This window comes from Microbacterium meiriae, assembly GCF_040685015.1.
Taxonomy (GTDB): Bacteria; Actinomycetota; Actinomycetes; order Actinomycetales; family Microbacteriaceae; genus Microbacterium; species Microbacterium meiriae.
Genome location: NZ_JBFBHD010000001.1, coordinates 1,244,766 through 1,263,743 on the forward strand (window position 1 = coordinate 1,244,766; position 18,978 = coordinate 1,263,743).

The 18,978-nt window shown below is 68.5% G+C and carries 20 protein-coding genes and 2 tRNA genes; 6 read left to right on the forward strand and 16 right to left on the reverse strand.

What is annotated here, in order from left to right:
* Positions 1-29: 29 nt before the first annotated feature.
* Positions 30-1,721 (forward strand): Stk1 family PASTA domain-containing Ser/Thr kinase, encoded by a 1,692-nt coding sequence (gene pknB / locus AB0N68_RS06065; protein WP_280570303.1) that lies wholly within the window; start codon positions 30-32, stop codon positions 1,719-1,721.
* A 19-nt stretch (positions 1,722-1,740) separates the two neighbouring features.
* Here the strand turns inward: pknB and AB0N68_RS06070 are convergent, their stop codons facing one another.
* The 3 genes from AB0N68_RS06070 to AB0N68_RS06080 are packed head-to-tail and all read right to left on the reverse strand — an operon-like array spanning position 1,741 to position 3,345.
* The gene (locus tag AB0N68_RS06070; protein WP_292796862.1) at positions 1,741-2,373 is read right to left on the reverse strand and encodes an anthranilate synthase component II; all 633 of its coding nucleotides are present in this window, start codon (positions 2,371-2,373) and stop codon (positions 1,741-1,743) included.
* Positions 2,370-2,525 (reverse strand): DUF4175 domain-containing protein, encoded by a 156-nt coding sequence (locus AB0N68_RS06075; protein WP_136051341.1) that lies wholly within the window; start codon positions 2,523-2,525, stop codon positions 2,370-2,372. Before AB0N68_RS06075 ends, AB0N68_RS06070 begins: the two co-directional genes overlap by 4 nt.
* Positions 2,526-2,550: 25 nt before the next feature.
* Positions 2,551-3,345 carry a class E sortase gene (locus AB0N68_RS06080; RefSeq protein ID WP_187662801.1) on the reverse strand — a complete coding sequence of 265 codons (795 nt, stop codon included), beginning with the start codon at positions 3,343-3,345 and terminating at the stop codon, positions 2,551-2,553.
* A 104-nt stretch (positions 3,346-3,449) separates the two neighbouring features.
* On the opposite strand from AB0N68_RS06080, the gene AB0N68_RS06085 reads away from it, so the two are divergent.
* Positions 3,450-3,689, forward strand: a complete 240-nt coding sequence (locus tag AB0N68_RS06085) for a cell division protein CrgA (protein ID WP_025102888.1) — start codon at positions 3,450-3,452, stop codon at positions 3,687-3,689.
* A 151-nt stretch (positions 3,690-3,840) separates the two neighbouring features.
* On the opposite strand, the gene AB0N68_RS06090 is transcribed toward AB0N68_RS06085, so the two are convergent.
* On the reverse strand, positions 3,841-4,734 hold the full coding sequence (locus AB0N68_RS06090; protein ID WP_187662800.1) for a rhomboid family intramembrane serine protease: 894 nt from the start codon (positions 4,732-4,734) through the stop codon (positions 3,841-3,843).
* Between the two features lie 21 nt (positions 4,735-4,755).
* The gene (locus AB0N68_RS06095; protein ID WP_187662799.1) at positions 4,756-5,313 is read right to left on the reverse strand and encodes a peptidylprolyl isomerase; all 558 of its coding nucleotides are present in this window, start codon (positions 5,311-5,313) and stop codon (positions 4,756-4,758) included.
* Positions 5,314-5,458: 145 nt separating this feature from the next.
* Between AB0N68_RS06095 and AB0N68_RS06100 the strand changes: the two genes are divergently transcribed.
* Positions 5,459-5,956, forward strand: coding sequence for a hypothetical protein (locus AB0N68_RS06100; protein WP_025102885.1), 498 nt, complete (start codon positions 5,459-5,461; stop codon positions 5,954-5,956).
* Positions 5,953-6,435 (forward strand): aminoacyl-tRNA deacylase, encoded by a 483-nt coding sequence (locus tag AB0N68_RS06105; protein WP_232089133.1) that lies wholly within the window; start codon positions 5,953-5,955, stop codon positions 6,433-6,435. The genes AB0N68_RS06100 and AB0N68_RS06105 overlap by 4 nt, the downstream gene beginning before the upstream one ends.
* Before the next feature lie 11 nt (positions 6,436-6,446).
* Here the strand turns inward: AB0N68_RS06105 and AB0N68_RS06110 are convergent, their stop codons facing one another.
* A complete protein-coding gene (locus tag AB0N68_RS06110; RefSeq protein WP_187662798.1) occupies positions 6,447-6,869 on the reverse strand; it encodes an NUDIX hydrolase in 423 nt (140 codons plus the stop codon).
* Positions 6,870-7,005: 136 nt separating this feature from the next.
* Here AB0N68_RS06110 and AB0N68_RS06115 point away from each other — a divergent pair, with 136 nt between their 5' ends.
* Positions 7,006-7,452 (forward strand): hypothetical protein, encoded by a 447-nt coding sequence (locus AB0N68_RS06115; protein WP_268777831.1) that lies wholly within the window; start codon positions 7,006-7,008, stop codon positions 7,450-7,452.
* 51 nt (positions 7,453-7,503) lie between these two features.
* Positions 7,504-8,625: a M24 family metallopeptidase gene (locus AB0N68_RS06120; protein ID WP_268777832.1), complete on the forward strand. Its 1,122-nt coding sequence runs from the start codon at positions 7,504-7,506 to the stop codon at positions 8,623-8,625.
* Positions 8,626-8,645: 20 nt separating this feature from the next.
* Here the strand turns inward: AB0N68_RS06120 and AB0N68_RS06125 are convergent.
* The 10 genes from AB0N68_RS06125 to recF all read right to left on the reverse strand — a co-directional run bounded on the left by AB0N68_RS06125 (position 8,646) and on the right by recF (position 18,950).
* Positions 8,646-8,721: transfer RNA gene (locus tag AB0N68_RS06125), tRNA-Ala, on the reverse strand.
* A gap of 26 nt (positions 8,722-8,747) precedes the next feature.
* Positions 8,748-8,821: transfer RNA gene (locus AB0N68_RS06130), tRNA-Ile, on the reverse strand.
* 86 nt (positions 8,822-8,907) lie between these two features.
* Positions 8,908-9,816: a DUF4097 family beta strand repeat-containing protein gene (locus tag AB0N68_RS06135; protein ID WP_280569999.1), complete on the reverse strand. Its 909-nt coding sequence runs from the start codon at positions 9,814-9,816 to the stop codon at positions 8,908-8,910.
* On the reverse strand, positions 9,813-10,502 hold the full coding sequence (locus tag AB0N68_RS06140) for a LuxR C-terminal-related transcriptional regulator (RefSeq protein ID WP_280569997.1): 690 nt from the start codon (positions 10,500-10,502) through the stop codon (positions 9,813-9,815). Before AB0N68_RS06140 ends, AB0N68_RS06135 begins: the two co-directional genes overlap by 4 nt.
* Positions 10,490-11,842, reverse strand: a complete 1,353-nt coding sequence (locus tag AB0N68_RS06145) for a sensor histidine kinase (protein WP_280571630.1) — start codon at positions 11,840-11,842, stop codon at positions 10,490-10,492. The genes AB0N68_RS06140 and AB0N68_RS06145 overlap by 13 nt, the downstream gene beginning before the upstream one ends.
* Positions 11,843-12,004: 162 nt before the next feature.
* Positions 12,005-12,409: a DUF3566 domain-containing protein gene (locus AB0N68_RS06150; protein ID WP_025102877.1), complete on the reverse strand. Its 405-nt coding sequence runs from the start codon at positions 12,407-12,409 to the stop codon at positions 12,005-12,007.
* The gene (gyrA, locus tag AB0N68_RS06155) at positions 12,406-14,961 is read right to left on the reverse strand and encodes a DNA gyrase subunit A (protein ID WP_280567578.1); all 2,556 of its coding nucleotides are present in this window, start codon (positions 14,959-14,961) and stop codon (positions 12,406-12,408) included. Before gyrA ends, AB0N68_RS06150 begins: the two co-directional genes overlap by 4 nt.
* 72 nt (positions 14,962-15,033) lie before the next feature.
* Entirely contained in the window at positions 15,034-17,115 is a 2,082-nt protein-coding gene (gene gyrB, locus AB0N68_RS06160; RefSeq protein WP_187662791.1) for a DNA topoisomerase (ATP-hydrolyzing) subunit B, read from the reverse strand.
* A 118-nt stretch (positions 17,116-17,233) separates the two neighbouring features.
* Positions 17,234-17,743, reverse strand: a complete 510-nt coding sequence (locus tag AB0N68_RS06165; protein ID WP_268777835.1) for a DciA family protein — start codon at positions 17,741-17,743, stop codon at positions 17,234-17,236.
* Entirely contained in the window at positions 17,736-18,950 is a 1,215-nt protein-coding gene (gene recF, locus AB0N68_RS06170; RefSeq protein WP_280567582.1) for a DNA replication/repair protein RecF, read from the reverse strand. Before recF ends, AB0N68_RS06165 begins: the two co-directional genes overlap by 8 nt.
* Between the last annotated feature and the right edge of the window lie 28 nt (positions 18,951-18,978).

Sequence of the window (18,978 nt, forward strand, 5' to 3'; positions counted from 1 at the left end):
CAGCCGCAGTCGTTTCCAGGGGGTCATCCGTGTCCACAGAGCCACAAGTCATCGCGGGCCGGTACCGCGTCGACGAGCTCATCGGACACGGCGGGATGGCGAAGGTGTACCGCGGGTACGACCTGACCCTCGGCCGCGAGATCGCGATCAAGATCCTCGATCCCGATCTCGCCCGCGACACCAGTTTCCGCACGCGGTTCCGCCTGGAGGCGCAGTCGGCGTCGCGCATGTCGCACCCGTCGATCGTCCGTGTGTACGACGCCGGTGATCCGTCGACGGTCGACAGTTCCTCGGACGAGCCGCCGTACATCGTGATGGAGCTGGTCAAGGGCACCCTGCTCAAGAAGATCATCGCCGACGGTCCGGTTCCCGTCGAGGACGCGGTGCGCTACGTCGACGGGATCCTCGAAGCGCTGGACTACTCGCATCGCGCGGGCGTCGTGCACCGCGACATCAAGCCCGGCAACGTCATGGTCACCGACAAGGGCCAGGTGAAGGTCATGGACTTCGGCATCGCGCGCGCGGTGTCCGACTCGTCCTCGACGGTGGCCGAGACCACTCAGATCATCGGCACCGCCGCGTACTTCTCCCCCGAGCAGGCCAAGGGCGAACCTGTCGACGCCCGTGCCGACCTCTACTCCACAGGGGTCGTGCTCTACGAACTGCTGACGGGGCGACAGCCGTTCCGTGGCGAGTCGCCGGTCGCCGTGGCCTACCAGCACGTCAGCGAGACGCCGGTCCCGCCCTCCGAGGTCAACGAGGAGTCGCCCGCCGCCCTCGACCCGATCGTGCTGCGTGCCCTCGCCAAGGACCCGTACCAGCGGTACCCGGATGCCGCGCACTTCCGCGCCGCTCTGGATGCCGCGGTGACGGGCGCCGCACCCACCCGCAAGCAGATCGGCGCGCTGACCAGCGAGCTCTACGGCCCGAGCCCCCGCCAGGCGCAGGAGACGGCGCGGTCGCTGCGTCAGCTCAGCACCGACACCACGATGGCCCGCACGCAGTCGGGACCGCCCGTCGCCTGGATCTGGGCGGGAGTCGCCCTGCTGGCGGTGCTCCTGGCCTCGGTGCTGTTCTGGGTCTGGACGATCAGCATGCGTCCCGCCGACGTGCCCAGCACCTCGCGAGTCGTCCCCGACCTGACGAACGTCGCCTCCGAGCGCGCGCAGGACGATCTCGCCGAACTGGATCTCTCCTCCAAGATCGTCATCGAGTCGAGCCCGTCGATCGCCGAGGGCAACGTGATCCGCACCGACCCCGAGGGCGGCGTCTCCGTGGAGCAGGGTTCGACCGTCACCCTCTACGTGTCCTCCGGCGAAGAGACAGTGGTCGTGCCGAAGCTCGAGGGGATGTCCCTCGATGCCGCGACGAAGGCGTTGAAGGCCGCCGGCCTCGAACTCGGCACCGTGACGCAGCGCAACGACAAGGGCCTCGCCGCCAACACCGTCATGACGGCGAGCGAGGAGGCGGATGCCGAGGTCGCTCCCGGCACCGTCGTGAACCTCGAGGTCGCCAGCGGGAAGGTCACCCTGAACAACGTCGTCGGCTGGTCCCTGGACTCGGCCACGCAGGCGGTCGAGGACCTGGGGCTCACCCCGGTGCCGACCGAGGCGCCGGAGTGCCCGGCGACGGATCCGGAGACCGTGCACTCGATGTCCGTCGCGCCGGGCGACGTCCCCGTCGGGTCGTCGGTCGAACTCCGCTACTGCACCGGATCCTGACGCGACACTCCGCGGCGGTTCAGCGTGCGAGCGGGTCGAGGCGGACGGAGCGGGTGACGGCCTCCTCGTCGCCGCACAGCCGGAGCCAGTTGGCGAGGAGCCGGTAGCCCCCTGGGGTGAGGACGCTCTCCGGGTGGAACTGCACCCCGTGCACCGGCAGTGTCCGGTGCGCGAGCGCCATGACGGTGCCGTCGGGGGCGGTCGCGGTCACGATGAGGTCGGCGGGAAGGTCACCCGCCGCGAGAGCGAGCGAGTGGTAGCGCCCGACGTCGAAGGGTGAGGGCAGGCCCGCGAACAGCTCGGAGCCGTCGTGCCGGACGGCCGAGACCATGCCGTGCATGACCTCGGGGGCGGAACCGACGGCCGTGCCGAATGCGGCCCCGATGACCTGGTGCCCGAGACATACTCCGAGGGTGGGCACTCCCCGCCGCATCGCGATGCGTGCCGCGTCGACCGAGACGCCGGCATCGACGGGCGCCCCCGGCCCCGGAGAGAGCAGGAGGGCGTCATGCGCGCCGAGAAGCGCGTCGATCCCGGCCGGGTCGGTCGCGTCCGACTCCACCAGCGTGGTGTCGGCGCCGAGTTCCCGGAGGTAGCCCACGAGGGTGTGCACGAAGCTGTCGTGGTTGTCGACCACGAGCACCCTGGTCATTCGACGTCGACTTCGCCCGGCGCGATGAGCGGGCTGACCCACGGGAACACGTACCAGAACAACGCGTAGAGCACCGCGGCGATCACCACGAGCAGGATGAGGACGCGCAGCCACCACGGGCCGGGCAGCAGGCGCCAGAGTGCGGCGTACATGGGTCTTCTCTCTCCTGGTGGCGGGTCAGACGGACGGCGCGGCCGGCGGGGGCGGTGGGTCGGTGAGGGCGGACGGAGGCCCCTCGGCCCGAGGCTGGAAGCTCTCGAACACCCCGTAGGCGACGATGCGCTCGGCGAGCGAGTACAGCGGCGAGCACGCCGTCAGTGTGATGTACTGCTCGCCGGTCTGCTGCTCCGGCATCTGCGGCACGTCGGCGAGCACGTCGGTCTGCGTCGGCTTCACATACTCCAGGGTGCGGAACCGGTAGGTGTACCAGCCGTCGGGCGTCTCCACCACGATCGCGTCGCCCACGTGCAGCTTGTCGAGCTGGTTGAACGGCTTCCCCCAGGTCGTCCGGTGGCCGGCGAGCGAGAAGTTCCCCACCTCTCCGGGCATCTTCGACTGCGTGTAGACGCCGATGCCCTTCTGGTCGAGGGTGCGCGCGCGACTCGTGCCCCCGTAGATGCCGAAGTTGTAGTCGGCCCCGAATCGGGGGATGTGCATCTGACCGAACCACTCCCCGTCGGCCGGCGCCGTGGGGACGGGCGCCTCGTACACGGTCTCGCCGTCGTCCGTCTCGACCAGCGGCGGCAGTTCCGGTGCCTCCCCCGCGGCGAGCTGCTGCGAGATCGCGGCACCTTCCTCGTTCTTCTGGGCCGCGATGATGATGTCGCCGATCCACATCTGCCAGGCGACGAAGAGGAGGACGACGACGCCCGCGGTCAGGAGCAGTTCGCCGAGCACGCTCGCGAACGTGGCTCGCGACCGTGGTCGCTGCCGCCGTTCGCGCCGCCCCCCAGGCGCGACAGATGCAGTCATGGGCGTGATCATATCCGTCCGACCTGTGCAGCAGGAGCTGGGGCATCGCCGATCCGCGCCCTGACGGCTCGTCGGCGCCGAGGTCTCCCGGGTACAATGACGGCATGGCACGTGACCGCAAGACCGAAGAACCCGCCGTCGAGCGCGCCGAAGGCGACGCCGCTCCCAACGCCGTCTGGTTCAAGCCGGTGATGATCGGCTTCATGCTCCTCGGCCTCGCGTGGATCCTCGTCTTCTACATCTCGGGCATGCAGTTCCCCATCCCCGGGCTCGACAACTGGAATCTGGCCATCGGCCTGGGCATCGCCCTCATCGGATTCCTCATGACGACACGCTGGCGCTGACCGCGCAGAACGACGGAAAACCCCTCGCCTCTTCGGCGGGGGGTTTTCGTCTGTGGAGCGAAGCGGAAGTTATCCACAGGTTATCCCCACACTGGGGAGAATTACACCGATGTTATTCACAGGGGTTAACAACCCTGTTAACAACTCGGGATCAGGCCAAAAGGATCAGCGGCGGTACCACGGCGACCACGACGATCAACAGCACCACCAGGGCTGCGAGCGACACGATCTGCCAGGTCCGCTGGTCGCGGCGCTTCGTGCGGACGTAGATCAGCGCCACGAGAGCACCCGTGATCGCGCCGCCGAGGTGCGCCTGCCAGGAGATGCCGCCCGCGAAGAATCCGAAGGCGAAGTTGATGCCGAGGATGACGAGGATGCCGGTGACGTTCGCCCCGATGTGCCGTCCGATGATCAGGAGCGACGCCAGGAGTCCGAAGATCGCCCCCGAGGCGCCGACCGTCCACGTCTCCGGCGCGAGAACGGCCACCATGACCGAACCGCCGAGACCGCTGATGAGATACAGCGCGAGGTAGCGGACGCGACCGAGCATCGGTTCGAGATTCTGTCCGAGCATCCACAGGGCGAGCATGTTCAGGGCGAGATGCACGAAGCCGCCGTGCACGAAAAGCACCGTCAGCAACCGCCACGGCTCGAACGGCAGGAGGGAGAGGTTCGGGTACAGGAACGGCGCGTAGAAGCCGAGGGCCTGGATGATCGGGGCGTTGAGCCCGGGGATGAGCTGCACGAGGCCGATGAACGACGTCACCGCGAGCAGCGCGTACGTGACCACGGGCTTGCCGCTGCGCACGGCACCCATGGTGGCGGCCCCACCGCCACGCCACCGACGCGCGGCCTTCTTCTGCGCAGGGGTGCGGTTCTTGCGCTCCGCGTTCATGCACTCCGGGCAGATGACGCCGACCGGGGCAGGCGTCTGGCACTCCGGGCAGATCGTCCGAAGGCACCGCTGGCAGAGCACGAAGCTCTGCCGATCCGGATGCCGGTAGCAGAAGTTCTCACGGTTGTTCGTGAACTCGGGCGTCGTCATCCGGATCGGCCGTCGCTGTCGTCAGGCGGCGACGATGTCGATCGACTGCAGCACGACCGGCTCGATCGGGCGATCGCCCGCCGCGGTCGGAACGGCGGAGATCGCGTCGACGACCTTGCGCGACGCGTCGTCGGCGACCTCGCCGAAGATCGTGTGCTTGCCCTGCAGCCACGGCGTCGGGTCGGTCGTGATGAAGAACTGCGAGCCGTTCGTGCCCTCGACCTTGCCGGTGATGGCGTTGCGGCGAAGACCCGCGTTGGCCATCGCGAGGATGTACGGCTCGTTGAAGTTGAGCTCGTTGTTGATCTCGTCGTCGAAGTTGTACCCCGGACCGCCGACGCCCTGACCGAGCGGGTCGCCGCCCTGGATCATGAAGTTCGGGATGATGCGGTGGAAGACGACGTCCTTGTAGAGAGGACCCTCGCCGGGCTTGCCGGTGGCGGGGTGCGTCCACTCCTGGGAGCCGTCGGCGAGGCCGACGAAGTTCTTGACCGTCTTCGGGGCGTGGTCGCCGAAGAGGTTGATGACGATGTCACCGTGGTTGGTGTGCAGAGTTGCGACGTGGGAAGCGTGAACCATGCGTTCATTCTCGCAGAGCTTCCGGTGAGCGGGCGGGCGTGTACAACGCAGGGGCCGATGATGCAAGGGGCGGGCGATTCCCTCGCCGCATCCAGCCTCTCGTGGCAAGATGGGGAACCCGTACTCCAATGGACAGGAGAGCATCGTGAGCCTCAGCCGCAAGCGGAAGAAGCAGCTACGTCGTCTTCAGAAGGACGCGAACCAGCTGTGGGAAGACCAGCAGGTGCTCGTCGGCCACGCCGCCGACGTCGCTCGTGAGGCGGGTCGCCAGCTCGGCAACTTCAATCGCGAGCAGATCGTCCCGGTCGTCCAGGACACCTACAACCGTCGCGTCGCGCCCGTCGTCGACCGCTCGGTGAAGGCCGGCAAGCACGTCGTGGACGACAAGGTCGTCCCGATCGTCGGCGGTGTCGTCGGCACCGCGCTGACCGCCTGGGACGTCGCGAACGCCAAGCGTCACGGCGTCGAGTACAAGGCGCGCAAGGCCGTCTCGCAGAAGAAGGGTCCTGGTCTCGGATCCGTCATCGCCATCGTCCTGGGTGCCGCAGCCGCGGTCGGCGTGCTCTACGCCGCCTGGCAGGCGCTGCGGGCCGACGACGAGCTGTGGGTGGCCGACGACCCGCTGTCGGCTCCCGACGCGTGACCACTCCCGACCCGCACGCGCGGGTGCGGGATGCTGCGGCCGCCCGTGGACTCGACATCGAGATCCGCGAGCGGCCGCAGGCGCGTAGCCTCGTCGAGGCCGCCGAGATCCTCGGCATCCCGCCGTCGGGCATCGTGAAGACCCTCGTGGTGAAACGCTCGGACGACACGTATCTGTTCGCTCTCGTCCCCGGCGGACGATCCATCTCCTGGCCCAAGCTGCGCGCCCTCGTGGGCGTCAACAAGCTGCGCCTCCCGGAGCCCGAGCTGGCCCTCGCGGCGACCGGCTACGAGCGCGGGACCATCGTGCCGATCGGCAGCACCACCGACTGGCCGGTCTACGCCGACGCATCGATCGTCGGTCAGCGGGTGGCGATGGGCGCCGGCACGCACGGCTACAGCCTCTTCGTCGACGCCGACGACCTCATCGCCGCGTACGACGCCACCGTCGCCGACATCTCGGTTCCCGACGAACGCTGACGGCTCGACTCCTAGAGGATGCCGGCCATCCGCAACGCGATGTCGACCAGGCGAACACGCTGCAAACCCGCGACCGCGGGGAGCGGGAACCATTCCGCGCGATCGGTGGATCCCTCCGTCTCCCAGCGGAGTTTCCCGCCGGATACCTCCGCCCGGTAGACGATGCGCAAGGTGTGCAGCGGATCCGACGACTTCTGCACGCGCCGCCCGGCGGGGATGACACGGGAATGGATACCGAGCAGCGACCCGACCCTCACCGTGTAGCCCGTCTCCTCGCGGATCTCCCGGCGCACGGCATCCTCGGGCGCCTCGCCCGGCTCCAGCCCACCGCCGGGGAGGGTCCAGGCCACTCGCCGGCCCTCGGTCCATCGCGCCAGGAGGAGGCGCCCACCCTCATCGGTGACGACCCCGTATGCGGCGACGCGCAGGTCCATGGAGACACCCTATCCGGGTATCGTGCCATCGCCCGCCGCGTGACGGGACCGGCGGATCGATCACGAATCGAGAAGCACGGGAGCGGTCGGCGTCCCTACGCTGGGACCATCATCGAGGCCGCACGAGAGGACCATCATGGCCGACACCGAGAAGAACTTCACCCCCGAGGAGCGCGAGGCCATGCAGGCCGCCGCGAAGGAGGCGCGCACCCGACGCTCCCGAGCCAAGAAGTCGCCCGAGGAACTGCGCGCCGCCGGCGAGGCCGATCTCAAGGAAGCCGTCGCGAAGCTCACCGACGAGGACAGGCAGCTCGCCGAGAAGCTGCACGCGCTGGTGTCCGAGGTGGCGCCGGAGCTCGTGCCCCGTACGTACTACGGCATGCCGGCGTGGGGCCGAGACGGCAAGGTGCTGTGCTTCTTCCAGCCGGCGAGCAAGTTCAAGGTCCGCTACGGAACCTTCGGCTTCGAGCCGATCTCCCACCTCGACGACGGCACCGTCTGGCCGACCGCGTACGCGGTGACCGCGCTCACGGAGAAGGATCTCGAGTTCCTCGCCGCGCGCATCCGCCAGGCGATCAGCTGATTCGCGGTGAAGGCCTGACGCAGCGGTGTCGCTCGCGTTAGCGTGGTGGCTGTGAGCACCCTCCCCTTCTCCGCCGCCGTCTACGCCCGCCGCCTGGAGCGCGCGCAGGACCTCGCGCATGCTGCCGGTTTCGACGCGATCGTCGTCGGCCCCGGCCCCGACCTCCAGTACCTCCTCGGCGTCGAGGGCGACACCATCGAGCGGCTGACCGCGCTGGTCCTTCCTCCCCGCGGCGCGGTTACGGTGGTCGTCCCACGCATGGAGCTCGCCAAGGTGCGCAGCACGGCCATCGGCGAGCTGGGACTGACCGTCGCCGACTGGGTGGACGGCGAGGACCCGTACGCCCTCGTGGCCGCGGCGACGGGCTCGGTCTCGCGCGTCGGCGTCTCGGATGCGCTTCCCGCGCTGCACGTCGTGCCGATCGGGGAGCGGCTGCAGGCGCGGCTCGAACTCGCCACGCCCGTCCTCCGGGAGGGCCGGATGATCAAGGATGACGAGGAGATCGCCGAGCTGCGTCGCGCCGGCGCGGCGATCGATGCCGTGCACCGCCGCGTACCCGCCTGGTTGCGCGCGGGGCGCACCGAGCGAGAGGTCGCCGCCGACATCGCCGCCGCGATCGTCGAGGAAGGCCATCGGACGGTCGAGTTCGTCATCGTCGGCTCTGGGCCCAACGGCGCGGATCCGCACCACGAGGTCTCCGACCGGGTCATCGAGGAGGGCGACGTGGTGGTCGTCGACATCGGCGGCGCCGTGCCGAGCGGCTACAACTCGGACAGCACGAGGACCTATGTCGTCGGAACGCCTGATCCGGCTGCTGTGGACCGCATCGCCACCCTCGTCCGCGCGCAGCAGGCGGCGGTGGATGCGGTGCGCCCTGGAGCCACGGCGGCGGAGGTCGACGCGGCCGCCCGTTCGGTGCTCGCGGAGGCCGGGCTCGGGGAGGCGTTCCTGCACCGCACCGGTCACGGCATCGGCGTCTCGGTGCACGAGGAGCCCTACATCGCCCCCGGCAACGACCTCGTGCTCCGAGAGGGCATGGCCTTCAGCATCGAGCCCGGCATCTACTTCCCGGGAGAGTGGGGCGCCCGCATCGAGGACATCGTGGTCGTGACGGCGGACGGGGTCGAACGCCTGAACACGGCACCGCACGGACTCACGGCAACCGACGGGTGAGGTGAGGCGGGGGGAGAGGATGGTGGAGCCTAGGAGATTCGAACTCCTGACATCCTGCTTGCAAAGCAGGCGCTCTACCAACTGAGCTAAGGCCCCGTGAGGGAATTCTTGAATTGAAAGGGTGGGGCTACCAGGACTTGAACCTGGGACCTCTTCATTATCAGTGAAGCGCTCTAACCGCCTGAGCTATAGCCCCGTCAACCTCCAGAACTTTACCGGAGTTTCGGCGAAAATCCGAATCGAGGGCGGGGACCCCGCGCTGGAGCCCCACCCTCGCCCGGTTCATCGTCCGGGGTCGACGTTCACACTGCCGGCCGACACGGACACGTCGATCGTGCGACGGGCGCTGGGCGACTCGTCGACACGGGCATCGAACGACCCCGCATTGACGTCCTGACTGATCCGGTACTCCACATCCGGAAGGGTCAGGTTCAGGGATCCGGCGCTCACGTCGATGGTGGTCGTCGTCGGCGCGTCGCCGGTCAGCTCCACCGTCAGATCACCCGCGGCGATGCCGAGATCCGCCTGGTCGACGCCGTCGAGGAGGACGTCCGCCCGCCCCGCGTTCATCTGCACATCGACGGCCGAGGCCGCTCCGGAGACATCGAGGGATCCGGCGTTGATCTGCACCTCGAGGGTGCCGAACTCGCCGGAGACGTCGAGAGCGCCGGCATCGAGCGTGAGGCTCGCGTCGAGGTCCGAGCTGCTGAGCTCCTTCGGAAGGGTGAGCACGGCGCGCTCGTCGTCACCGAACCAGTTGCCGAACCACCAGCCGAAGGCGGGCCGAGGGCTCCGGACGACGAGCTCGTCCGCTTCGCGCTCGAACGTCCACGAACCTCGACCGTTGGTCACGGAGAGCTCCGCCGCGTCCACATCTCCGAAGTCGATGCGGACCATGCTCGCATCGGCGTCGAGATCGATCGCGGTGACGCCGTCGACGTCCACCGTCTGCACCGAATCCGGTCGGCTGGAGGACAGAAGGGTGCCGGTCGCCGCGACGGCCGCCGTGCCTCCGGCTCCGAGCAGGGCGATCCCACCGACCACGGCGGTGACGATCATGACGGCGGTCGCTCCGGATGAACGCCGCGGTCCGGGCGCGCTCGGCGACGGCGTGGGGGAAGCCACGGACGGCGGCGGCGGGGGAGTGATCGGGGTGTGTCCGCCCTGTGCTCCGGTGTTCTCGGTGGTCATCGTGAGACTCCTGTCTGGCCGTTCGGCGGCGTCGTGCCGCCCGTGTTCTCGAGGTGGGCCAGCGCGGCGAGCACGCGGCGGTTGCCCGACTCGTCCTGTTCGAAGCCCAGCTTCTGGAAGATGGAGGTGATGTGCTTCTCGACGCTCGCTCCCGAGAGGAACAGGAGGGCAGCGATCGCCTGGTTCGACTTGCCCTCGGCGAGCAGCGCCAGCACGGTGCGCTCCCGCTCGGTGAGCCGCATCATGCGATCGTCGCGGTTCCGGCGGGTCAGGAGCTGGGCCACGACCTCCGGGTCCAGCACCGTGGCGCCGTCGGCGATCCGCTGCACCGAATCGATGAACTCGGCGACATCCGCCACCCGGTCCTTCAGGAGGTAGCCGAGCGGACCGCCCTGCGCGGCGATGAGATCGGACGCGTAGCGCTCCTCCACATACTGGGACAGCACGAGGATGGCGAGCGACGGATGCACCGCCCGCAGATCGAGCGCCGCGCGGATGCCCTCGTCCGTGAAGGTCGGCGGCAGCCGCACATCGAGGATGCAGAGGTCCGGCGTCGTCGACGTCACGGCCTCGCGGAGACCGGTCGTGTCGGTGAGGGCCGCGACCACCTCGTGGCCGGCGTCCTCGAGCAGACGCACGAGCCCCTCGCGCAGGAGGACGGAATCCTCGCAGATCAGGATGCGCATGGCACGTTCACCTCCAGGCTGGTCGGGCCGCCCTGCGGACTGTCGAGACGGAAGGTCCCGCCCGCGGCGAGGATCCGGTTCGCGATGCCGTCGAGGCCCCCGCCGGGGATGACCTGGGCGCCGCCCATGCCGTTGTCCTCGACCCGCGCCCAGAGGACGTTTCCCTCGCGGAGCCGGACGGTGACCCGCGCTTCGCTCGCTCGGGAGTGCTTCGCCGCGTTGGTCAGCGATTCGGCGATGGAGAAGTACACCGCCGCCTCCGCATCACGTCCCGGCCGGCTTGCTCCGGCGCCGCCACCCTGGGTCCCTGAGCCGTACCCCTGGGTCCCTGCCCCGCCACCCTGGGTCCCTGAGCCTGTCGAAGGGTCCATCCGCACGTCCAACTGCACGGGGATGGGGGAGCGGCTGGCGAGCGCGGACAACGCGGCGTCGAGTCCGCGGTCGTCGAGCACGGAGGCGTGGATCCCGCGGGCGAGCTGCCGCAGTTCGGTGATGGCGGCCTTCGTCGACGTGTGGGCCTCGGAGATGAGCTCTTTCGCGGCGTCGGGGTCGGTGTCGATCTTCTGCTGGGCGAGCCCGAGGGTCATCCCGACGGAGACGAGCCGCGGCTGGACGCCGTCGTGCAGATCGCGCTCGATCCGCGTCCGTTCCACATCGGCCGCACGGACGGCACCCTCACGCTGGGCGGTGGATGCGCGGACACGCTCGGTGAGCTCGACCTCACGAGCCCGGGCGACGATCGCCAGCGCGAGTGTCCGGGCCAGGAGCGCGAGGCCGATGATCCCGGCGGCGGAGGCGAGTGCGCCGAGGATGCCGATCACGGGCGCCCAGGACACCGGGATCTGCCCGCCACCGAAGGGGCCGACGATGGTCTCGGCCGAGGTCAGCGGTGCGAAGGCGATGATCATCGACCAGAGGAGTGCCCAGAACAGTCGGAGCACCACGAAGCCGAGGACCGCGGTGATGGCGAAGTTCGCCACCGCACGCCACATCCGCCCATCGATCGCCTGCCTCCCGAGCGCGCGGAGCCAGCCGCCGAAGCCGGGACGGTCCCGCGGTTGGAGCCGCAGCGGGGCGTTCGGTACCCGGTACAGGGCGGCGACGCGAGCGATCTCGAACCAGCCGACGCCGAAGAGCGCGTACACGAGGCCCACGAGCACCACGATGCCGACGCCGAAGACGAAGAGGAGGCCGAGTCCGGTGCCGAGGAGCCCGCCGAGCATGCCGAAGATGGCGCCCCCGATCACCCCGACACCGGCGAGATGCAGGATCGTGAGCGGGATGCGCAACGGCGGCTTCACCGCCGGCGCGGTGCCCGGGGTCGCAGTCTGTGTGGTCATGTTTCCACGGTAGGGCCGCCGCCGGACCTCGCCCACCGAGTCAACCGGACACTCCCGTTCGGGTTTTCCCTACCCCACCCGCCGAGACCCCGCGCTATCGCCGAAACCCCGGCCTGCATCGGTGCGCAGGCCGGGGTTTCGGCGGAAAGACGGGGTTTCGGGTCAGTTCGACATGAAGCCGACGAGCAACCCGCCCGTGACCTTCACGGCCAGGTTGTAGATGCCCGCGACGACGGCGCCGAGCACCGTGAACACGATGAGGTTGAGGATCGCGACAACCGCCGCGAACGCCATGACCTGCGGCAGCCCCACGAGCTCGGACAGCGGGATCGCGCCGTCGGTGAAGCTCCGCACGAACTCGTCGGCCGTGGACATGATGCCGGTCGCCTGCAGCACGAGGAAGATCAGGAAGAACGACACCATCGTGACGACGGCCAGAGCGACCGCTCCCAGGAACGAGAGCTTCACCGCGGACCAGAAGTCGACGTAGACGAGCCGCAGCCGGACCTGCTTGCCACCGGTCTTGCGTGTCGACTTCTTCGCCAGCTTGTCAGCCACTGTGCTCATGCGTCTGTATCCTCGGGTGTCTCAGTCGTCTGGGGGGCCTCGGCGTCGGCATCCGGCTCGGTCTCCTCTTCGGTGAGACCACGTTCGCCGTTCCGGGCGATGGCGAGGATGCGGTCGGCCTCCGTCGTGCGGGCGAACACCACTCCCATGGTGTCGCGACCCTTGGCGGGGACCTCGGCCACGGCAGAGCGTACCACCTTGCCGCTGGACAGAACCACCAAGACCTCGTCGTCCTCGGACACGATCAGACCACCCGCGAGAGTGCCCCGATCGTCGTTCAACTTGGCGACCTTGATGCCGTATCCGCCACGCCCCTGGACGCGGTATTCCTCGACGGCGGTGCGCTTCGCGTAGCCCCCATCGGTGACCACGAAGACGTACTTCCCGGGTGCGGCGACGGAGGCGGACAGCAGGCTGTCACCCTCACGGAACTTCATGCCCTTCACCCCGGCGGTGGCACGGCCCATGGGGCGCAACGCCTCGTCGGTCGCCTGGAATCGCACCGACATGCCCTTGCGGCTGATGAGGAGGATGTCGTCCTCGGCGTTGACGAGGAGGGCGCTGACCAGCTCGTCGTCGTCGTTCAGACGGATCGCGATCACGCCGCCCTGGCGGTTCGTGTCGTAGTTGTCCAGACGGGTCTTCTTGACCAGGCCCTCGCGCGTGGCGAGGACGAGGTAGTCCGCCACCGCGTAGTCGCGGATGTCGAGGACCTGCGCGATGCTCTCGTCCGGCTGCAGCGCGAGGAGGTTCGCGACATGGGTGCCCTTCGCGTCGCGCCCTGCTTCCGGCACCTCGTACGTCTTCGCGCGGTAGACCCGGCCCTTGTCGGTGAAGAACAGCAGCCAGTGATGCGTCGTCGTCACGAAGAAGTGCTCGACGATGTCGTCCGCGCGCAGCTGGGCGCCCTTGACACCCTTGCCGCCGCGGTGCTGCGAGCGGTAGTTGTCGCTGCGCGTGCGCTTGATGTAGCCCTCGCGCGTGACGGTGACGACCATCTCCTCCTCGGCGATGAGGTCTTCCATCGACACGTCGCCGTCGAAGCCGTGCAGGATGTGCGTCCGCCGCTCGTCGCCGAACCGCTCGACGATGCCCGTCAACTCCTCGCGGATGATCGAGCGCTGGCGGCCCTCGTCGGCCAGGATCGCCTTGTAGTCGGTGATCTGAGCCTCGAGCTCGTTGGCCTGATCGATGATCTTCTGACGCTCGAGAGCGGCGAGTCGACGCAGCTGCATCTGCAGGATCGCGTCGGCCTGGATCTCGTCGATGTCGAGGAGCTTCTGCAGTCCCTCGTTCGCATCCGCGGTGGTCTGCGAACGACGGATCAGGGCGATGACCTCGTCGAGCGCGTCGAGCGCCTTCAGGTAGCCGCGCAGGATGTGCATGCGCTTCTCGGCTTCGCGGAGGCGGAACTCCGTGCGCCGGACGATCACATCGATCTGGTGAGCGATCCAGTGCGAGATGAAGCCGTCGATCGCGAGCGTCCGGGGGACACCGTCGACGATCGCGAGCATGTTCGCGCCGAAGTTCTCCTGCAGCTGCGTGTGCTTGTACAGGTTGTTCAGCACGACCTTCGCGACCGCATCGCGCTTGAGCACCACGACCAGGCGCTGACCGGTGCGGTCCGACGACTCGTCACGGATGTCGGCGATGCCGGTGATCTTGCCGTCACGGGCGAGGTCGCCGATCTTCACCGCCACGTTGTCGGGGTTGACCTGGTAGGGCAGCTCGGTGATGACGAGGCAGGTGCGACCCTGGATCTCCTCCACGTTGACGACTGCGCGCATCGTGATCGAGCCGCGACCCGTGCGGTACGCCTCGTGGATGCCCTTGGTGCCGAGGATCTGCGCGCCGGTCGGGAAGTCCGGGCCCGGAATGCGCTGGATCAGACCCTCGAGCAGTTCATCGCGCGAGACCCCGGGGTTGTCGAGAGCCCAGAGCGCCGCGTCGGACACCTCGCGCAGATTGTGCGGCGGGATGTTGGTCGCCATCCCGACCGCGATGCCGACCGAGCCGTTGACGAGCAGGTTCGGGAAGCGGGCGGGCAGGACCGTGGGCTCCTGCGTCTGACCGTCGTAGTTGTCGGTGAAGTCGACGGTGTCTTCCTCGATGTCGCGCACCATCTCGAGCGCGAGCTGAGCCATCTTCGTCTCGGTGTATCGCGGGGCTGCGGCACCCATGTTGCCGGGGGAGCCGAAGTTCCCCTGGCCGAGGGCGAGCGGGTACCGGAGCGACCAGGGCTGCACCAGACGGACGAGGGCGTCGTAGATCGCCGAGTCGCCGTGCGGGTGGTACTGACCCATGACCTCGCCGACGACGCGGGCGCACTTGGAGAACGACTTGTCGGGGCGGAACCCACCGTCGTACATGCCGTAGATGACACGGCGGTGCACCGGCTTGAGGCCATCGCGGACGTCGGGGAGGGCGCGGCCGACGATGACCGCCATGGCGTAGTCGAGATAGCTGCGCTGCATCTCCGACTGCAGATCGACCTGGTCGATCTTGCCGTGCTCGTGACCCTCGGTGATGTCGGGGCGTTCTTCGTCAGTCATGTGTCTTTCCTGGTGGGCTGAGCTGGTCGGAGCAGCGGGTCCCGTTCGACGGACTCAGGGACCCCGCGGTGATCAGATGTCGAGGAACCGGACGTCCTTGGCGTTGCGCTGGATGAAGCTCCGACGCGATTCCACGTCCTCGCCCATCAGCACGCTGAAGATCTCGTCCGCGGCGGCGGCGTCCTCGATGGTCACCTGACGAAGCGTCCGGGTGGTGTGGTCCATCGTGGTCTCCCACAGTTCCTTGGCGTTCATCTCGCCGAGACCCTTGTAGCGCTGGATGCCCGCGTCCTTGGGGATGCGCTTGCCGTTCTCCAGGCCGTAGGCCAGCAGCGCATCGCGCTCGGCGTCGCTGAACACGTACTCGTGTGCCGCGTTCGACCACTTGAGGCGGTAGAGCGGCGGCATCGCGAGGTACACGAAGCCGGCCTCGATGAGTCCGCGCATGTAGCGGAACAGCAGGGTGAGCAGCAGGGTGGTGATGTGCTGACCGTCGACGTCGGCATCGGCCATCAGCACGATCTTGTGATACCGCGCCTTCTCGATGTCGAACTCCTCGCCGATGCCCGTGCCGAAGGCCTGGATCATCGCCTGGACTTCCTTGTTGCCGAGCGCCTTGTCGAGACGCGCGCGCTCGACGTTGAGGATCTTGCCGCGCAGCGCCAGGATCGCCTGCGTGTGCGGGTCCCGACCCTGCACCGCCGAACCGCCGGCCGAGTCGCCCTCCACGAGGAAGATCTCGCTGATCGACGGGTCCTTGCTCGTGCAGTCCTTGAGCTTGTCGGGCATCGCTGCGGATTCGAACACGCTCTTGCGACGCGCGGTCTCGCGTGCCTTGCGCGCGGCGAGGCGTGCCGTCGCCGCGTCGATGGCCTTGCGGATGACGTTCTTCGCCTGGTTCGGGTTGCGCTCGAACCAGTCGCCGAGCTGATCGCCGACGACCTTCTGCACGAAGGCCTTCGCCTCGGTGTTGCCGAGCTTCGTCTTGGTCTGACCCTCGAACTGGGGCTCGCCGAGCTTGATCGAGATGACGGCGGTCAGCCCCTCGCGCACGTCGTCTCCGGAGAGGTTGTCGTCCTTCTCCTTGAGGAGGTTGTTCGCACGGGCATAGCGGTTGACGAGCGTGGTGAGCGCCGCCCGGAAGCCCTCCTCGTGCGTGCCACCCTCGTGCGTGTTGATGGTGTTGGCGTAGGTGAACACGTTCTCCGTGTACGACGTCGTCCACTGCATCGCGACCTCGAGCGAGATCTTGCGCGCCGTGTCCTCGGACTCGAAGGCGATGATCTCCTCGTTGACGACCTCGGCGTGGCGCACCTTGTTCAGGTACTCGACGTAGTCGACGAGACCGCGCTCGTAGAAGAAGACGTCGCCCGGCTGCTTCGTGACCGCCTGGCCGTCTTCCTCGGTCTCGTACGCCGACTCCGGCCGCTCGTCGGAGAGCTCGATGCGCAGTCCCTTGTTGAGGAACGCCATCTGCTGGAACCGGGTGCGGAGCGTGTCGTAGTCGAACTCGACGGTCTCCTGGAAGATCTCCGCGTCCGGCCAGAACGTGATGCTGGTCCCGGTCTCCTCGGTGGCCTCGCCCTTCTCCAGCTTCTGCTGCGGGACGCCGCCGTCGGCGAAGCTGTGCCGCCAGACGAAGCCCTTCTGCTTGACCTCCACGTCGAAGCGGGTCGACAGGGCGTTCACCACCGAGGATCCGACGCCGTGCAGACCGCCGGAGACGGCGTAGGCGCCGCCACCGAACTTGCCGCCCGCGTGCAGGATCGTGAGCACGACCTCGACGGTCGACTTCGAGGGGTCCGACGAGTGCGGGTCGACGGGGATACCGCGACCGTTGTCGACCACGCGCACGCCGCCGTCGGCGAGGAGGGTGACGAAGATCGTGTCGGCATACCCGGCCAGCGCTTCGTCCACCGAGTTGTCGACGATCTCGTAGACGAGGTGGTGCAGTCCGCGGGGACCGGTCGAGCCGATGTACATGCCGGGTCGCTTGCGGACCGCTTCGAGTCCTTCGAGGATCTGGATCGAGTCGGCGCCGTACTCACCGGGCTGCTGCTTCTTCGGTGCGGGTGCCGCCGATCCTCCGGCCTGTGAGCCCGACGAAGCGTCGTTGTTCGGTTCCGTCTCGTCAGCAGGGGATTCAGGCGTCATCAGAGGGCATTCTCCAGATCGATATCTCGAACTCCCATTCTAGCCGGGTTTCGAGTCGAAATGCCGCTCAACGGCCGCGTGTGGCCCTCTGAGCGTTTCGGACCCCTTGCATGGTGCCCTACCCGTAGGTATCGCGCGGGCCCCGCCCTGGAACGGCTCTGGGACCCCATTTCCACGAGGGGACGTCCGGTCCGATGAAGCGGAGGTTCTCCACTCCCGCCTCCGGGTACCGTCGTCCGATCTCCGTGAGGATCGTCGCGCGCATGAACTGGAGGTTCTTCGCCCACGCGGTGGAATCGCACTTGACGGTGAGCAGTCCGCGCTCGAGAGACACCGGCTCCGAGTGCTTCGCGGTGTCCGCCCCCGCGAGGTCAGCCCACTGGCGGACGAGGTCCTCCCGGGCGAGCGTCGTCTCCCAGCCGGATTCGCGGCTGAGCGTGTCGAGGACGGCGCCGAGGCTTCCCGGATCACGGCCGGGGGTGAACGGCGCGTTGTCGTCGTCGACGGAGATCCGCCTTTTGCGCTTCCAGTTCTTGGCGCTCGGCTTGAGTCCCCGCAGTCGCAGGTAGGTGGCGACGGTCTCGGGAGCCTCCGCCGAGGCCGGGCTGTCGGTGACCACGTCAGTCATTCGGCGCACCGCCCTCTCCCTGCAGCCGGTCCCGCTCATCGGTGATGGTCCCCGCCGTGATGCGGACGACGTGAGCATGGAGCACGTCGGGGATATCCTCCTCCACCGCGGCCGTGACCACCACCTGCTCGTAGCCCGCGGTGAGCGCGGCGAGCCGCTGCCGCCGATCGGCGTCCAGCTCCGCGAAGACGTCGTCGAGGATCAGTACCGGGTCGCCGGCCGGGGACTCGCTGCGGAGCAGCTCGGCGGATGCCAGTCGCAGGGCGAGTGCGACCGACCAGGACTCGCCGTGGGAGGCGTACCCCTTCACCGGCAGGTCCCGGACCCGCAGCACCAGGTCGTCCCGATGGGGTCCGGTGAGGGTGAGGCCGCGGTCGAGTTCGTTCGAGCGTTTCGCCGCGAGAGAGGCGCGGAACATCTCGGCGATGCGACGGGCGTCCCCGCGCACGTCGTCGACGGGAGCGGCACCGTCCGCGTCATCGCGGTCGTCGTCATCCTCGGGATCGCTGCCGGCGACCGACAGCGCCCAGTCGAGCCGGGGACGGTGGTCCGCGCCGGCGATCGCCGCGTATGCATCGGCGACGGGCTGCTGCAGATCGGACGCCAGCCGCTGCCGTGCCGTGATGATCTCGGATCCGAGGGAGACGAGCTTGTCGTCCCAGACGTCGAGGGTGCTCAGCGCTTCACCGCGGATGCCCCGCGCCCGCGCCGACTTGAGCAGGGCGTTGCGCTGCTTGAGCACGCGGTCGTAGTCACCCAGCACGGCGGCGAGTCGCGGGGTGCGCTGGATGAGGAGCTGGTCGGCGAACCGGCGGCGGGCCGAGGGGTCGCCCCGCACGATCTGGAGATCCTCCGGCGCGAACAGCACGACATGTGCGTAGCGGGGGAGCTCGTTCGTCTTCGACGGGGAGCCGTTGATCCGCGCCTTGTTCGACCCCTGGCGATTGAGCTGCACCTCGACGAGCACGCGTCGCTCACCGTGCGCGAGCCGGGCCCGGATGACGGCGAACTCCTGCCCGTCCCGCACCATCGGCGCGTCCGAGGACACCCGATGCGATCCCAGCGTCGCGAGGAACACCACCGCCTCCGCGAGGTTCGTCTTGCCTTGGCCGTTCCGCCCGACGAGGACGTTCGGCCCGCGGTGCAAGGCGAGTTCCGCGGTCGCGTAATTGCGGAAATCGACCAGGCTGAGATGCTCCACAATCACGGAGCCAGCCTACCTTCCGGGTCGGACA

Excerpts from the sequence above, each read along its gene's own strand:
- gyrA (WP_280567578.1), bottom strand. The coding sequence starts at position 14,961 with ATGACTGACGAAGAACGCCCCGACATCACCGAGGGTCACGAGCACGGC.
- gyrB (WP_187662791.1), bottom strand. The coding sequence starts at position 17,115 with ATGACGCCTGAATCCCCTGCTGACGAGACGGAACCGAACAACGACGCT.
- AB0N68_RS06140 (WP_280569997.1), bottom strand. The coding sequence starts at position 10,502 with ATGCGCATCCTGATCTGCGAGGATTCCGTCCTCCTGCGCGAGGGGCTC.
- AB0N68_RS06075 (WP_136051341.1), bottom strand. The coding sequence starts at position 2,525 with ATGTACGCCGCACTCTGGCGCCTGCTGCCCGGCCCGTGGTGGCTGCGC.
- AB0N68_RS06135 (WP_280569999.1), bottom strand. The coding sequence starts at position 9,816 with ATGACCACCGAGAACACCGGAGCACAGGGCGGACACACCCCGATCACT.
- AB0N68_RS06150 (WP_025102877.1), bottom strand. The coding sequence starts at position 12,409 with ATGAGCACAGTGGCTGACAAGCTGGCGAAGAAGTCGACACGCAAGACC.
- AB0N68_RS06085 (WP_025102888.1), top strand. The coding sequence starts at position 3,450 with ATGGCACGTGACCGCAAGACCGAAGAACCCGCCGTCGAGCGCGCCGAA.
- AB0N68_RS06115 (WP_268777831.1), top strand. The coding sequence starts at position 7,006 with ATGGCCGACACCGAGAAGAACTTCACCCCCGAGGAGCGCGAGGCCATG.
- AB0N68_RS06070 (WP_292796862.1), bottom strand. The coding sequence starts at position 2,373 with ATGACCAGGGTGCTCGTGGTCGACAACCACGACAGCTTCGTGCACACC.
- AB0N68_RS06110 (WP_187662798.1), bottom strand. The coding sequence starts at position 6,869 with ATGGACCTGCGCGTCGCCGCATACGGGGTCGTCACCGATGAGGGTGGG.
- AB0N68_RS06090 (WP_187662800.1), bottom strand. The coding sequence starts at position 4,734 with ATGACGACGCCCGAGTTCACGAACAACCGTGAGAACTTCTGCTACCGG.
- AB0N68_RS06080 (WP_187662801.1), bottom strand. The coding sequence starts at position 3,345 with ATGACTGCATCTGTCGCGCCTGGGGGGCGGCGCGAACGGCGGCAGCGA.
- AB0N68_RS06095 (WP_187662799.1), bottom strand. The coding sequence starts at position 5,313 with ATGGTTCACGCTTCCCACGTCGCAACTCTGCACACCAACCACGGTGAC.
- AB0N68_RS06145 (WP_280571630.1), bottom strand. The coding sequence starts at position 11,842 with ATGACCACACAGACTGCGACCCCGGGCACCGCGCCGGCGGTGAAGCCG.
- AB0N68_RS06165 (WP_268777835.1), bottom strand. The coding sequence starts at position 17,743 with ATGACTGACGTGGTCACCGACAGCCCGGCCTCGGCGGAGGCTCCCGAG.